The sequence below is a fragment of the Pseudomonas sp. MWU12-2319 genome (genome assembly GCF_023242525.1).
Taxonomy (GTDB): domain Bacteria; phylum Pseudomonadota; class Gammaproteobacteria; order Pseudomonadales; family Pseudomonadaceae; genus Aquipseudomonas; species Aquipseudomonas gingeri_D.
The window spans coordinates 20719-35588 of record NZ_JALJES010000022.1 but is presented as its reverse complement, the minus strand read 5'-3'; the positions used below and the strand labels follow the sequence as shown (position 1 = coordinate 35588).

The window sequence follows — 14870 nt, the reverse complement described above, 5'->3', positions numbered from 1 at the left end:
GCTCAGGCCGACATTTCGCTGATGCCGACTTGTTCCAATGCCCAGGCTAGTTCATGCAGCTGTTTCTGCTCGCCGTCTTTGATTTTCTGCAATTGCTGCCCCAGGGTCGGCGCGCCGAAAATACCGCGCGCGCCCTGTGCCGGCTCGCCCAGGCCCTTGCCATTACGGTCGAAGACCTGGTTGGCCGAGGTGTCGCTGTTGCCCGACTCACGATTGAAGATGCTCGACATGGTGCTGCTGCCGAACACCCCGCCATCGCCGCCGCCGAAACCGAGGAAACCACTGGTACTGCCCGTGGCACCGCTGTCGCTGCTGAACACCTGGGCGATAAAGCTCGGCGCCAGCACGTTCGGATTGATAAAGATATTGCCCAGCGGTGGCAGGCCATCTCCCGAGCTGCGCTGTTCGAACAACGGCGGGAAGCCCAGCGGCGAGCCGAGGTTGCCGGTCGGAGCGACGCTGATCTGTGGCTGCAGCGGTTGGTTCGGCGCATCCGGCCGCGCCACGGGCGTGTCCACGCGGAACTGCGGATCGCCGCCCAACGCGACCGTATTGACCGCAAAGTTGTTGGAGTTGGCGAAGCCGGTCCCGGCGTTGCCGGCCAGGTCCGTGACCAGGCTGTTATCCAGGGTGATGAAGTTGCTCGGGTCGGTGACGTTCGCCGTCGGGGTCAGGGTCGCGGTCCAGGTCTTGCCACCGTCGGCGCTGGCCAGGTTGGACAGCACGCCGTTGGCCACGCTCAACTCCGAAAGGTCGAAGTTGCTGACTTTCTCGCTGAAGGTGAAGGTCACCACGGTGGTCTGGCCGGCGGTCAGGTTCGGGTTGGCGACGCTGATGGTCGCGGTCGGCCGGGTGGCATCGACGGCGTAGTTGTTGGAAATTGCGATGCCGGACCCGGCATTGCCCGCGGTATCGTTGACCAGGCTGGTGTCCAGCACGATCAGGTTGGTGGCATCGGTGACGGCCGCCGTCGGGGTCAGGGTCGCGGTCCAGGTCTTGCCGCCATCGGCGCTGGCCAGGTTGGACAGGGTGCCGTTGGGGACACTGAGCTCGGACAGGTTGAAGCCGGTCACCACTTCGCTGAAGGCGATGGTCACCGTGGTGGTCTGGCCGATACCCAGGTTGTTGTTCGCCACGGAGATGGTCGCGGTCGGACGCTGGGTGTCGATGCTGTAGGTATTGGAGTTGGTGCTGCCGCTGCCGTCGTTGCCCGCCGCATCCTGTACGCCACTGTTGTCCAGGGTGATCACGTTGCTGCTGTTGGTGATGTTGCTGGTCGGGGTGAAGGTCGCCGTCCAGGTGATGCCGCCGTCGCTGCTCTGCACCGCGCTCAGGGTGCCGCCATCGATAATCGTCAGGTCGGCGTTGCTGAAGCCGGTCACGGCTTCGCTGAAGGTGATGGTCACCAGCGAGGTTTCTCCGATCTTCAGGGCGTTATCCGCCACCACGATGGTCGCGGTCGGGCGTACGGTGTCGATGGTGAAGTTGCCCGAGTTGGTGATGCCGGTGCCGGCGTTGCCCGCCCCATCCTGCACGCCGCTGTTGTTCAGGCTGATGACGTTGGCGGTGTCGTGAACGCCGTCGGTCGGGGTGAAGGTCGCTGTCCAGGTGATGCCTCCGTCGCTGGTACTGACTGCCGTCAGGATACCGTTGGGCACGCTCAGGTCGCTGTTGTCGAAGCCGGTCACCGCCTCGCTGAAGGTGATGGTCACCAATGAACTCTGCCCGGCCGCCAGGGTCGGGCTGGCAACCACGATGGTTGCCGTCGGGCGCACGCTGTCGATGTCGTAGGCGTTCGAGCTGGTGGTCCCGCTACCGCTGTTGCCGGCACCGTCGATCACCGTGCTGTTGTCCAGGACGATGTGATTGTTGTTCTGAGTGATGCCCGCCACTGGCGTCAGGGTCGCGGTATAGGTGATGTTGTCGCTGGTACTCAAGCCGCTGAGGGTGCCGTTGTCGGTCGTCAGGTCGGCCAGGGTCATACCGCTCACCGCCTCGCTGAAGGTAATGGTCACCGTGGAGGTGCCACCGATACCCAGGTGATCGTTCGACACGACGACAGTGGCGGTCGGGCGCTGGGTGTCGATGGCCATGTCGTTGGACGTGGTGATGCCGCTGCCGGCGTTACCCGCCGTATCCTGGACCCCGGTGTTGTCCAGAGTGATGTGGTTGCTCGGGCTGGCGATACCCGCCGCTGGGGTAAAGGTCGCGGTCCAGGTGGTGCCACCGTCGCTAGTGCTCACCGCACTCAGGGTGCCATTGGACACCGTCAGGTCGGCGTTGGTGAACCCGGTCACGGCTTCGCTGAAGGTGATGGTCACCAGCGAGGTCTGGCCGATCCCCAGGTTGGTGTTGGCGAACACGATGCTGGCGGTCGGCCGCAGGGTGTCAACAGCATAGGCGTTGGAGTTGGTGGTGCCGCTGCCGGCGTTGCCCGCAACGTCACTGAAAACCGTGTTGTTCAGGGTGATCATATCGCCGGTATGGGAGACCCCGCCGGTCGCGGTCAGGGTCGCGGTCCAGGTGATACCGCCGTCGCTGCTGCTCAAGCCGCTCAGGGCACCGTCGGCGACCGTGAAGGCGCCGGCGGTGAGCCCGGTGACCGCCTCGCTGAAGGTAATGGTCACCAGGGACGTGTTACCGGCGATGTTCAGCGCCGTGTCGGACACCACGATGGTCGCGGTCGGCCGCTGGGTGTCGATGGCGTAGTTGTTGGAGTTGGTGCTACCGGTCCCGGCGTTGCCGCTGGTGTCGGTGTAGCCGGTATTGTCCAGGGTAATGAGGTTGGTGGCGGCGGTGGTGCTCGCCGACGGGGTGAAGGTCGCGGTCCAGGTGACGCCGCCGTCACTGGTCTGCACCGCGCTCAGGGTGCCGTTGGCGATGGTCAGGTCGGCGTTGGTGAAACCGACCACGGCTTCGCTGAAGGTGATGGTCACCAACGAGGTATCGCCGATCTTCAGGGCGTTGTCCGCCACCACGATGGTCGCGGTGGGGCGTACGCCGTCGATGGCCACGTTGTTCGACGTGGTGCTGCCGCTGCCGGCGTTGCCCGCCATGTCCTGGACCCCGGTGTTGTCCAGGGTGATGTGGTTGCTCGCACTGACAATCGCCGCCGTCGGGGTGAAGGTCGCGGTCCAGGTGACGCCGCCGTCACTGGTCTGCACCGCGCTCAGGGTGCCATTGGACACCGCCAGGTCGGCGTTGGTGAAACCGGTCACGGCTTCGCTGAAGGTGATGGTCACCAGCGAAGTCTGGCCGATGCCCAGGTTGGTGTTGGCGAACACGACGGTGGCGTTCGGCCGCAGGGTATCGACGGCATAGGTGTTGGAGTTGGTGGTACCACTGCCGGCGTTGCCCGCGCCATCACTGACCGCGGTGTTGTTCAGGGCAATGACATCGCCGGTATGGGTGACCCCGGGGGTTGCCGTCAGGGTTGCGGTCCAGGTGGTGCCACCGTCACTGCTGCTCAAGTTGCTCAGGGCACCGTCGGCGACCGTGAAAGCGCCGGCCGTGAGCCCAGTGACCGCCTCGCTGAAGGTGATGGTCACCAGGGAGGTGTTACCGTTGACGTTCAGCGCCGTGTCTGACACCACGATGGTCGCGGTTGGTCGCACGGTGTCGACGACGTAGGTGTTGGAGGTGGTCGTACCGGTACCGGCGTTGGTCGCGGTATCGGTATAGAGGGTGTTGTCCAGGGTGATGACGTTGCCGCTGCTGTTGTTGCTGGCGCTCGGCGTCAGGGTCGCGGTCCAGTGGATATTGTCGCTGGTAGTCAGGTTGCTCAGGGTGCCATTGGACGCCGTCATGTCGGCCAGGCTGAAACCGCTCACCGCTTCGCTGAAGGTAATGTTCACCGTCGAGTTGACCGTGGTGCTCAGCGTAGGCGCGACCACCGAGACGGTCGCGGTCGGACGCACGGTATCGATGGCATAGTTGTTGGACGAGGTGGTGCCGGTTCCCGGTGTACCCGTCGACGTGGAGGTGACGCCGGTATTGTCGAGGACAATATGGTTGGTGGCGCTGGTCACGCTCGAGTTCGGTGTAAAGGTCGCGGTGTAGGTGATGTTGTCGCTGGTATTCAGGGTGCCCAGGATACCGTTGCTAATTGTCAGGTCGGCGCTGGTAAAGCCGGTCACTGCCTGGTTGAAGGCAATGGTCACCAGCGAGGTACTGCCGATATGCTGCGCGGTGTTGGTCACCACGATGGTCGCGGTCGGCGCCGGCGCATAGGCGGTGTTGAGCGTACCGCCGTCGTTGAAGATATTGTTCACCGCCGCCACGCTGGCGCCGGTACCGCCACCGCCCAGCGCCGGACCACCGGAGCCGCTGCCACCGACGTTGCCGGTCATCGCCGCGAAGTTGGCGGCGGTCATCAACAACGTGCCTTTGTTCCAGATCGCGCCGACGCCTTTGCCGGCCGCGCCACCGGAGTCGGCGGAGCCGCCCAGGCCACCGCCGCCGCCACCACCGCCGCCAGCCGCGATGTTGCCGGAAATCACCGAAGTACCGACGATGGTCAGGGTACCGGTGCTGGCGTTGTAGATACCGCCGCTGGCCGATGCGCCGGCCCGGCCAGGCTTGTCCCAACCGGAGCCACCACCGCCGCCGCCAATCGAGATGGTGCCGTTGTTCGCCGTGCCGCCGGCCCCACCGTTACTGTAGTTGGCGGCGCCTATACCGCCCGCGCCGCCGGTGCTGCTCCCCCCCTTGCCACCCATGTAGCTGGGGTTGTAGCCGCCGCCGGTACCGCCATGGTTGGCGGTGCCGGAGGTACCGCCATAGACCCCCGTACCGAAGCCCGAGCTACCACCATGACCACCATTTTGTCCGCCAAGAGCACCACCGCCGCCGCCGCCGCCACCAACCGCGCCGCCGACGTAGGGCGCCGTGACCCCGCCGCCGCCGCCGCCGCCCGAGGCCGCGTTGCTGGTCACCGTGACATTGTTCAGGGTCAGGTTACCGGCGTTGACAATACCGCCGCCCATCGCCGCGGTGCCGTCGACCCCGGCCGCCGCGCCATTGCCCACCGCCAACCCCTGGGTAATGACCAGCCCGTCCAGGGTCGCGGTGATCCCGGAATTGACCATGAGCACCTGGGTCTTGTATTGCCCGCTGAGGATCACATCGGGTGTGCCGTTGTGGTCCAGGTCGCCTTCGATGGTGAGGTTCTTGCTGATGACCAGTTGCGAATTCAGGTTGACCGTCATGCTGGCGTTGAAGGTAATGATATCGCCCGCCACCGCACTGCTCAGGGCCGAACGCAGTGAACCGACGCCACTGTCAGCGTTGCTGGTCACGGTAATGGTCGACAGGGCGTACTGGTACGCGGCCATGGCGTCGGCCGAGAGCACGTTGTGGCTTTCGATGACCCCGGTGGAAATTTCCAGGGTCCAGTCGCCGCCCAGGCCGGTACGGTCGTTGGACGCGGCGATATCGCGCCCGGTGTATTGCGCCAGGGAGTCGACAAAGCCCAGGCCGGTGGCACCCTCGGCGGTATTACAGGCGTAGATCAGGATATCGCCGCCGACATTCATGTCATTGCCGATGCGCGCCAATACGTCGGCCCGCGCCGCGACGTTGGTCGACGAAAGGTAGGTGCTGCCCAGCCACAGGTCGCCCGAGTTGCCGTGGGCGATGATTTCCACGGTGCTCACACCCTGATGGGTGTCCAGGTAATCAGCGATCTGTTGCAGGCCGTCCTTGCCGGCCTGCAACACCACCACCTGGGTGCCAGGGGCGACGCCCTTGAGCAGGCTGTCGAAATCCTGCACCCGCGAGTCGACGAAAACCACCGACTGGCCCGGTACAGCGGCTGGCGCCGGGGTCGGTGTGGCATCGGATTGCGGGTGGGCATCGGCGGGCGCGGTCGCGTGATCGGTGGCCGGGGCCTTCGCCGCATCGGTGGTGGCGTGGCTGGCCGGCTGCGCGGCTTCGGCCACGGTGGCGGCCACGGCACCGTCGAACAGCATGCGCGGCTCGAGCGGAATGATCATGGGTGAAACCAGGGTTCTCACGCCTTCAGCCCGCGATTTCTGTTTGCTCCACCACATGCTTCACCTGCACTCGAGCGCTCACACGCCCAAAGGATTTTTTTGTTGGAATAAAAAACCGCGATCAACTGACCGCGGCATTGGTTTTCATGCGAATAACATTGGCGGCGCTGGCTGAACCATCGTTCCAGAACGACAGCGTCGCATATTTTTCGAACAGGTCCGGCGGCAGAATCGTACGCCGTGGCTCCATCGCCACCTTGGGCTTGACCTTATGCAGGCCGGCAACCCCGAGGGCCTGGTCGAATGCCGGGGCGTCATACACCAGATGGTCGAAATCGTGCTCGAACCAAGGTTCACCGATAAAGTCGTAGACCAACCGCAATACCCGCTCCGGCGCCTGGGACAACAGGTCGTAGTCGACCAGCAGCACGGAGTCGGCGTGCTCGCCGTAATAGGCTTCCTTGAGCGCGGTCCAGGAGAACCCCACCAGGCGATTGCGCTGGGCCAGGGTTTCGCAACGGCTATAGACCGTGTTGCGCTCGATCTCGTCGTTGAACAGCTTGGTGTTCTCGAAAGGGTTGGCACGGTACAGCCGCTCGAGGCTGTCCATGACCCAGGCGACATTGCGCACGCAGGCGATGACCTTGGACTGGGGGAACAGGTCCATCAGCGCGGGCAGGCGCGCGGTCCACTGGCGATTGGTATCGAAGACCACCGATTGCCCGGTTTTGTCGGCGTAATAGGATTCGAACAGCCCGCGCAACAAGCGGCGGCGCATATCGGTGTCGATCACCGCGCCGAACTCGCTGCCGGCGCTGCACTGCTCGAGCACGCTGTTGAACAGGGTGCCGACCGGGCTGCTCATGCCGGCATGAAAGCGGGGATTCTGGAGAAGAATGGCGGACAGCAGGGTTGACCCTGAGCGCGGTAAACCGGAGATAAAGTGAAAACTACGCAATCCCTTCACCCTAAACGGAAGTCCATTTGTAGGACAAAGCGTAGCTTAAAGGGAATAATTCACACTAGTAGTATTTTGATATCAACCATCAGCGTTTTAAGTCTAAAAGAACCATAGACAGAGAAACTTATGGCCTTAAAAACGACTTGGCAGCTCTAAGTCAAGCCTATAGCGGTTAGTCATCACTGCACGAAGGATGACAGACCTCATATAAAACCGCTTGGGTGTCGCCTCCGGCATGCTGGTCAATTTTTCGCCAATTGTCCGGAATAAACGGGAACTCATCCGGTGCCACCCGGCTCATCACCAACCAGACCCGACCATTGCCCTGGGGCAGGTCGTCCAGATGATCGAGGTAGACGCCGGCGTTTTCATCGATCAGCGTACCGAAACCATAGTTATTGGGCCGGGTCGGTACACCCTTGGCAGTGGGCGGCGTGTACAGCCGCGGCGCGGTGGCGCTCTTGTCGTAGTAGCCCCAGGTGAGCAGCCAGAACATATCGCCCAGCACCACCTGGTCGCCGGCGACGCTGTGCTGGTTCATGTACTCGACCATATTGTTGAACTGATCGCCGGCGTCGACGGTGTAGTTGTTCTTCAGGCCCACGCCCTCCACCGCCAGGACCGCCAGCAGCAGCAACACGGCCAGGACCTTGAAGCGCCGCGCCAGGCGGTCGATGGCCAGGGCCAGGATAATCGGCAGGCCGAGCGCCGGCACGGTCAGGTAACGCTCGATAAACACCGGCGAGGCAAACGAAATGGCGAACACCAGCAGCAATGGCAGGGCGCTGTAGATCACCAGCAGCGTGTCGAAGCGGTAGCGGCTGCGATCACTCCAGACAAGGAATGTCATCACGGCCGCCATCACGCCCGGCAAGGTGACGAACAGCCACAGCGGCATGCCTTCGCCGTCGTCCTGGGCCATCAGTTGCCAGAGCATCGACGGCAGCGAGCGCAAGGTGACCGGCGGCTCCCAGCCGACATCGCCACCGACCTTCAACTCCTCCATATGCCGCACCAGGTCGATCAGCCCCGGCAGCCAGGGCAGGAACAACAGCACGATCGCCACATTGGCCAACCACCACTCGCGGCGCGCGATGTGACGGTGTGCACTGCCGGGCTGCGGGCGGATCACCAGCAGATAGAGCCAGTGCGACAACACACACAACGCCGAAAAGTAGTGGGTATAGAAGGAGGCCGCCATCAGCAGCGCATAGATCACCAGATAACGCTGGCGCGCGGGCTCACGAACCCAATACACCAGGGCAATGGTGGCCCCCAGCAGCCACACGCCCATCAGCGAATACATGCGTATTTCCTGGCTGTAGCGTACGGCCGTGGGCAGCAGGGTCAGCAGCAGGCAGGTCAGCATCGTGACCCGCCGGTTGGCGACCAGGTGCGCCAGCCAGGTACCGAGCAGCACCGTGATCACCCCGGGCACCGCACTCATCATGCGGATCGACAGGATCGAGTCGCCGAACAGGCCGATCCAGACATGCAGCAGCATGAAATACAGCGGCGGATGGACATCGTGGGACGCATGGGACCAGATGCCGGCCAGCGGGAACTGGGCCAGCAGCAGGCTGGAGCCTTCGTCGCCCCAGATCGCCGAGGCCGTCAGTTCATAAAGACGTAACGCCACGGCCAATAGCAGGAGGGCTATCAGCCAGGGTTCGCGAAGCAACTGGACAAGGGATTGCGGATGCGTGACAGGCTGACCGTAAAGTCGTTTTGCTACTTCATCATTGCTCGGAACGCCCATCACCATCCTCTAGAAATCGACAACTGCACCCGCTGGGGGTATGACGCGGTGATTGTAGGCTAGAACGATACCGCCTTGCCTGACTGTTCCCATCACGACCTTGAGCATGCAAAAAACCCGGCGCTGGCCAGGACAGCGTCTACGCTTCAAGACGGTGCACAGCAGACCCGGACCGGCGGCCTACGCAGCCCGTCCAACGGGCAAGGCACTTCACTTAACACAGCTGAAGGATAAGGATCTATGGACGTATTTCTCGGCAGTATCCAGATGTTCGGCTTCAACTTCGCCCCTAACGGTTGGGCGCTCTGCAACGGCCAGTTGCTCAATATCCAGCAGTACAATGCGTTGTTCGCCTTGTTGGGAACGACCTACGGTGGCAATGGCCAGCAGAGCTTCGGCCTGCCCAACCTGCAAAGCCGCCTGCCCATTGCCCAGGGCACCGGACCGGGCCTGACGACCCGGGTGATGGGTGAAGCCAGCGGCACCGAACACGTCTCCATCCTGGGCAGCAACCTGCCGCCGCAAGCGATCCCCACCACCGGCCTGACCGTCAGCACCACCATCAACCTGGCGAGCGTCGCCAGCAATCCGGTCACCGCACCGACCACCACCAATGCCTATATCGGTGCATCCGTCCCTGGCGGGCCGCCCTCGGCCGCGATCTACTCCGACGCGCAAGGCACCTCGCCGGTCGCCCTGAAAGGCGCCACCACCACCATTGGCGGAACCCTGGCCATACCCGGCAGCGGCGTGCCCGTGGGAACGATGAATCCGTATCTGGTGGTGAACTTCAGCATCGCCCTGCAAGGGCTGTTCCCTTCCCGTAACTGATCAGGAACCTGCGCTTGAACGCGCCGCGAAACCTGTAGGAGCCGGGCCTGTCAGGTCGCCGTACGCCGCGAAGCTTTTGGTGCTCTCACGGGCCTCTTCGCGAGCAAGCTCTGCTCCTACAGGGACCGTGTTTGGCCTTGACTGAGCGGTGTTGAGCCAAATGCCCTGATTCTTGCCGCGTATGACGGAGAATATCGATGCTGCAACAAGTTTCAAGTGAACACTTCCAGTTGCTGATGAAACAGCACTGCCCGCTGCACCTGCCCGACGGCAGCCTGCTGCCGATCGAGATCGAGTCGATCGCGCTGCGCCCGCAATCGCGCCTGCCGGAGAGCAGCCGGATTCCCTTCAACGTGGTGTTGCGCAGCCTGGGACCGACGGAGTTCGTCGACGGCCTGTGCGCCCTGGAGTTACCGCAGTTGGGCCGCGTAGACGCCGTCTTCGTGTCCCGCGAGCCGCCCCTGGGCCGTGATCCGGCCCTGGGTTATTTCAATATCGCTTTCAACTGAACCCCGGGTACCAGATCAAGCGCTCAGCCCCTGGCGAGCTCTCTTCGACCCGAAACCCCAGCGCCAGGTAATGCTGGCGCGCCTGGGGATTACTCGCCCAGACCACCGTCGCCACCGGGCAGCGCACCTGCTCGGCGGCCTTCTGCACCCCTTGCAGCACGCTACGACCAAACCCCTTGCCACGGGCCGCCGGGATAAACGCCAGGTACAGCACGCGGATTTCGTTGGGGCCGAAGTCGGCGCTGAGCACGCCGATGGGGATGTCGAGCTTTTCCACCACGTAGTGCATCGCATCGGGGAAGTGCTCGCCGATCCCATGCTCCTGCACCTGGAATTGCTGGGCGACCACCTGTTCGACCACCTCGGGATCGGCGTCGATCCACTGCAACTCGGGCCGGGCCGACTTATAGAGACTCTGCAGAAAAGGCCCGTCGGTAGGCCGTGAGGGCCGCATGGACAAACCGGCGGCAGACGCATTGTTCAACATCGGTTGTACTCCCTGAACCGTTGTACTGACTAGAAACCACTCTCCCGCACGCCCAGGGCGGCCATGCGCCGCCAGGCCGTGCCCAACAGTGACTCACTGCGTCCCTGCAACACCGCTACACCGCGCAGTGGATGGCTGGGCGTCGGCATATCCTCGAGCAACCGCAAGCGGGCGCCGTACTGCGCCTGCACCGGCTCCGGACGACGGTTTTCGTCGCGGCGCACGGCAATCGGGCCGTGATGATCGGAGGTCAGCGCCTCCTGGTCGATGGCTGCCACACCGTTGGCGTCGACGTCCAGCAACTCCACCGGCCAGGCCGGGCGCATCGGGTCATCCGCGACAAAACGCCCTTTCGCCCCCGGCGCAACTCGCCACAAGTCCTCTTCGGCCAGATAACCACGCATACGGGTGCCACCCTCGACCACCCGCGCCAGCGGCTCCTTGGTCGAAACCCAGCGCCCGACCGCCAATTGCGGCATCAGGTCGCGCACCTGGCCGGCCTGGGGCGCCTTCAGCAACAAACGCTCACGACGGGCCTGCAACCCCCGGTATTCGGCGACGGCCTCCGCCAGCCGTTGTTCGAGAATACCGACATCCGCCGCGGTCTCGCTGCGTCCGGCCTGGCGGCGCATCTGCAATTGGAGGATATCGATTTCACGGCGCACGATGATCAACCGCGAATCGACGTCCGGCGACTCCAGCTCCACCAGCACCGTGCCCGCCTCGATCATCTGCCCATCATGCACATTGACCTGCTTGACCCGCGCGGCAACCGGCGCGTGCAGGGCCGTGACCCGCCCGGCTTCCAGCATCACCGGTATTTCCACGCTGCTGCGCCAGGGCACCACCACCAGTAACAGCAGCGCCAGCAGACCCAGGCCGCTGAGCAACACCCGTGGGGTATGCGCCTGCTCACGTCGCGACCACCATTCGCGGGTCTCCTTGAAAATCGGCAGGAAGATGAACCAACCCAGTTCCACCATCATCAGGAAGATGCCCAGCAATTTGAAGAAGAGGTGGTAGACCGCCAGGGCGATCCCGAAAAACAGCGCCGCGCGCCACAACCAGGAGAGGAAGCCCCACCACAGCAGGCGTCGGCGCATCGCCGGCGGCCAGGGTTCCGGGGCCGGCTCGTCATAGCCGAACAAGGCCTCGCGCAAGCGCCAGCGGCACAGGGCAAAGGCCCGGCCCTGAAGGTTGTCGATTTCCCAGAAGTCGCTGAGCAGAAAATAACCATCGAAACGCATGAACGGGTTGAGGTTGACCGCCAGGGTGGTCAGCCAGGTGGCGCTGGCGAGCATGAACGCCGCCGTGCGCGCCGGCCCATCCGGTAACAGCGACCAGGCCAGCAGGGCGATACAGGCCAACAGCATCTCGGCCATGACCCCGCCGGCCCCGATCAATAATCGCGCCTTGCGGTCGTTGATCCGCCAGGCGTCGCTGACGTCGGTGTAGAACAGCGGCAGCATGACCATGAAGGCCACGCCCATGCTCTGCACCCGACACCCCGCGCGCTTGGCCATGAAGGCATGGCCGAACTCGTGGCAGAGCTTGGCGAAGAACAGCGCGATGCCAAAGGCCATGGCCCCGCCGAGGCTGAACAGGTGCGGGAAGGTCGAGAGAAAACGCTCCCAGTCCCGCGAAACCAGGAATACCCCGAGCCCCAGGGTGGCCGGCAAACCGTAGCGCAGCAGGCGCGGGCCGAAGCGTTGCAGCCAGGGCCAGGCGCGATTGAGGAAGGCATCCGGGCGCCACAGGGGAATGCGGAAAAACAGATATTGATGCAGCGCCATCTGCCACAGGCTCTGGCGCGACGCGGCGGCTTTCCAGGCATAGCTGGCACGCTGTTGCGGGTCCAGCGAGGCGATCAGGTCATGGGAACGCAAAAAGCCCAGCAACTGCTCCAGCTCCGGGTCGCCCAGGGGCAGGCCCGGTTCGCGGTTCGCCGCTTGCAGCACCTGCGTCGGATCACCCAGCGACCAATGCCGCAGCAAACGCATGGCCTGGACACCGAGCTTGAAATAACGCCCGCGCACCGGGTCGGCCAGGGTCCAGCGCGGCGAGCCATCCAACGCCGGGGCGGCCGCGGTGAGCTGCAGATCCGCACGCAGGCTGGGCAAGTTCATTACAGCCCGACGCTCTGGCGCAGCCCGGCCAAGGGCCGGCGCAGCAGGTACAAGGCCAGCGGCGCGCGCTGGCCGAAGAGTTTCGCCGTGCCGCGCAAGCCGATACGCGGTACCGAGGTATCGGTGAAGCTGGCATCCAGGCGATAGGCCAACTGCCCGGCCGGGGTCGATTGCGCCTCGTAGGCCACCCGCTCCAGCTTGGCCGAGTAACGCTGCAAGGGGTCGCTGTCGAGGAACAAGGCGACTTCGGCGTCGGACGTCAGGGCAATGGCGTCGCCGACCGCCAGTTCGATGCGCAGTTCGGCCTGGCTCGGGTCGGCGATTTCCATCAGCCGCTCACCGGTCTGCACCGGCTTGCCGGTCCAGCGTTCGGCGTCGGCGAACACCGCGATACCGTCACGCTCGGCGCGCACTTCGCTGCGTTTGAGCAATTCGGCGGCGTAATCGCGCTCGGCGCGCTTCTGCTCGACCCGCGCCGCCAGTAAATCGATCTTCGAACTCGACTCTGCATCGGCAAAAGCCCGCTGGGCATTGGCCTTCAATTCGGCTTCGGCCACGCCCAGGGCGCGCTGGGCCACATCGGCCTGGGCCTTGAGGGTGGTGCTTTCGAAACGTACCAGCAGGTCGCCGCTCTTCACTGTCTGGTTCGGCTTGACCAGGAACTCGGCAATCACCCCGTCCAGCGGGGCTGCCACCACCCGGCCGGCCAGCGGCACGACTTCCGCCGGCGCCAGCACCGACTGGCGCACTGGAATCAACAGGCTCAGCAGCGCCAGGACCACTAGCAACGCCTGGCGCTTGCGGGTGAAACGCAAACGCCACGGCCGGCGGGGCTGCAGGGCGAGCCAGGCATGGCTGTAGGTGTCGCCCAATTGCGCCAGCAGCACCTGTTCGGAAGGACTCCAGGGATTGTCGCGAGCCAGCCAGAGGCCGCCGAAGACCTCGCCCTTGTGATCGAGCAGCGGCAGCCAGAACACCTGGGGCGCCGACAGGCTCTGCCAGTCCTCACGCACCGAGGTGGTGAAGGCATCCATCGGCACCACGGTCGCCGGCTTGGCCCGTTCCAGCTTGAAAATCTGCGCCACGGCGTGTTCGACGAAGGCGACAAACGGCGCATTCGGTTCCACCGAGCTGACCCCGGTCACCGCCCGCACCTTACCGGCGATCAGCAGGGCAGCGTGGCGAAAGCCAAACAGCGCCTGGCCGTCGTTGACCAGGCTGTAGGCCAGCTGTTCGGTGGTGCGGGCAGCGCGGGTCAGGCGTTCAAGGTCGAGGAACTGGGCGAACACCCGTTCCACGGCACCCGCTACCGGTGCGTTCATTTCAGTGCCTCGAAATGCGCGGTGCCGCTCATACCCGCCAGCAGGCCGTCGGCCTTGGGCAGGCTGGCCACCAGCAACAGCGTCTGGCTGCCTTCATCGATCCGCGCGCCCAGGCGTTTGATGGTGGCAGTCAGTGGCTGCCCGGTTTCATCCGGGACAAAACTGAAAGTCTGGCCGGCCTTGAGCTTGCCCATCCAGCGCGACGGCACCAGCAGGTGGATTTCCAGGGTACGGTTGTCGACGATCTCCAGCATCGGCGACCCGGCCGAGACGCTTTCATAGCGCTGGACCTTGCGCTGCACGACCTGGCCGTCATAGGGCGCGATCACGCTGCAACGCTTGACCTGCACCTGGTAGACCTGGGACTGGGCCTGGGTTTCGGCGAGCTTGGCCTCGGCGCGGGCCACTTCGAAGCGGCCGACGGAGTTCAACGAAGCCAACTGTTTATTGTGGGCCAGCTCTTCACCGGCACCGCGGCTGGCGGCCTGGGCGGCATTGAGCTGGGCCTGATAGGCCGAGCAGTCGAACCGTGCCAGGGTGTCGCCCTGCTTGAAGGTTTCACCTTCACTGAACGGCAACTCGACAATACGCCCCGACAGCTCGCTGGCGAGCATCGCCTGGTCACGGGCGCGCAACACGCCACGGGCCTCGCTCGCGGCGACGGCATGGGTCGCTGCAGCATTATTATTGTTATCCAACAGCGGGTCAGTCTCGGCCGGCGTCTGCGCCTGAGCCAGGCACGCCATGCAGGACAACCCAAACAAACCCATCCGCAAACACCACATATACAGGGACTCCTTGTCGGACAATCGCGAGTCTACGGCAGCCGTATCAAGCGTAAAGCCAATTGCCACTATGCTTATCGAGCGACCGGGAGGTTGC

General features: G+C 64.1%; 9 protein-coding genes. 2 read left to right on the top strand and 7 right to left on the bottom strand.

Going from position 1 to position 14870, the window contains the following annotated elements:
• Nucleotides 1-2: 2 nt before the first annotated feature.
• The 3 genes from M5C01_RS27865 to M5C01_RS27855 form a co-directional block, all read right to left on the bottom strand.
• The gene (locus M5C01_RS27865; RefSeq protein ID WP_248764419.1) at nt 3-5993 is read right to left on the bottom strand and encodes an Ig-like domain-containing protein; all 5991 of its coding nucleotides are present in this window, start codon (nt 5991-5993) and stop codon (nt 3-5) included.
• 121 nt (nt 5994-6114) lie between these two features.
• Nucleotides 6115-6960: a sulfotransferase gene (locus M5C01_RS27860; protein WP_177104187.1), complete on the bottom strand. Its 846-nt coding sequence runs from the start codon at nt 6958-6960 to the stop codon at nt 6115-6117.
• Nucleotides 6961-7126: 166 nt separating this feature from the next.
• A complete protein-coding gene (locus M5C01_RS27855) occupies nt 7127-8713 on the bottom strand; it encodes a glycosyltransferase family 39 protein (protein ID WP_152741823.1) in 1587 nt (528 codons plus the stop codon).
• Between the two features lie 240 nt (nt 8714-8953).
• Here M5C01_RS27855 and M5C01_RS27850 point away from each other — a divergent pair, with 240 nt between their 5' ends.
• On the top strand, nt 8954-9544 hold the full coding sequence (locus M5C01_RS27850) for a tail fiber protein (protein ID WP_152741824.1): 591 nt from the start codon (nt 8954-8956) through the stop codon (nt 9542-9544).
• 197 nt (nt 9545-9741) lie between these two features.
• Nucleotides 9742-10053, top strand: coding sequence for a hypothetical protein (locus M5C01_RS27845; RefSeq protein WP_152741825.1), 312 nt, complete (start codon nt 9742-9744; stop codon nt 10051-10053).
• Here the strand turns inward: M5C01_RS27845 and M5C01_RS27840 are convergent.
• The 4 genes from M5C01_RS27840 to M5C01_RS27825 are packed head-to-tail and all read right to left on the bottom strand — an operon-like array spanning nt 10046 to nt 14773.
• Nucleotides 10046-10540 (bottom strand): GNAT family N-acetyltransferase, encoded by a 495-nt coding sequence (locus tag M5C01_RS27840; RefSeq protein ID WP_152741826.1) that lies wholly within the window; start codon nt 10538-10540, stop codon nt 10046-10048. The two genes, M5C01_RS27845 and M5C01_RS27840, sit on opposite strands and share 8 nt — an antisense overlap.
• A 29-nt stretch (nt 10541-10569) precedes the next feature.
• Nucleotides 10570-12666 carry a biotin/lipoyl-binding protein gene (locus M5C01_RS27835; protein ID WP_152741827.1) on the bottom strand — a complete coding sequence of 699 codons (2097 nt, stop codon included), beginning with the start codon at nt 12664-12666 and terminating at the stop codon, nt 10570-10572.
• Nucleotides 12666-13988 carry an HlyD family efflux transporter periplasmic adaptor subunit gene (locus tag M5C01_RS27830; RefSeq protein WP_152741828.1) on the bottom strand — a complete coding sequence of 441 codons (1323 nt, stop codon included), beginning with the start codon at nt 13986-13988 and terminating at the stop codon, nt 12666-12668. Before M5C01_RS27830 ends, M5C01_RS27835 begins: the two co-directional genes overlap by 1 nt.
• Entirely contained in the window at nt 13985-14773 is a 789-nt protein-coding gene (locus tag M5C01_RS27825) for an efflux RND transporter periplasmic adaptor subunit (protein ID WP_152741829.1), read from the bottom strand. The genes M5C01_RS27830 and M5C01_RS27825 overlap by 4 nt, the downstream gene beginning before the upstream one ends.
• Nucleotides 14774-14870: the final 97 nt, after the last annotated feature.

Bases quoted from the DNA above. Each gene is read 5' to 3' on its own strand.
- M5C01_RS27845 (WP_152741825.1), top strand. From the start codon at position 9,742: ATGCTGCAACAAGTTTCAAGTGAACACTTCCAGTTGCTGATGAAACAG.
- M5C01_RS27830 (WP_152741828.1), bottom strand. From the start codon at position 13,988: ATGAACGCACCGGTAGCGGGTGCCGTGGAACGGGTGTTCGCCCAGTTC.
- M5C01_RS27825 (WP_152741829.1), bottom strand. From the start codon at position 14,773: ATGTGGTGTTTGCGGATGGGTTTGTTTGGGTTGTCCTGCATGGCGTGC.
- M5C01_RS27840 (WP_152741826.1), bottom strand. From the start codon at position 10,540: ATGTTGAACAATGCGTCTGCCGCCGGTTTGTCCATGCGGCCCTCACGG.
- M5C01_RS27835 (WP_152741827.1), bottom strand. From the start codon at position 12,666: ATGAACTTGCCCAGCCTGCGTGCGGATCTGCAGCTCACCGCGGCCGCC.
- M5C01_RS27855 (WP_152741823.1), bottom strand. From the start codon at position 8,713: ATGGGCGTTCCGAGCAATGATGAAGTAGCAAAACGACTTTACGGTCAG.
- M5C01_RS27850 (WP_152741824.1), top strand. From the start codon at position 8,954: ATGGACGTATTTCTCGGCAGTATCCAGATGTTCGGCTTCAACTTCGCC.
- M5C01_RS27865 (WP_248764419.1), bottom strand. From the start codon at position 5,993: ATGATCATTCCGCTCGAGCCGCGCATGCTGTTCGACGGTGCCGTGGCC.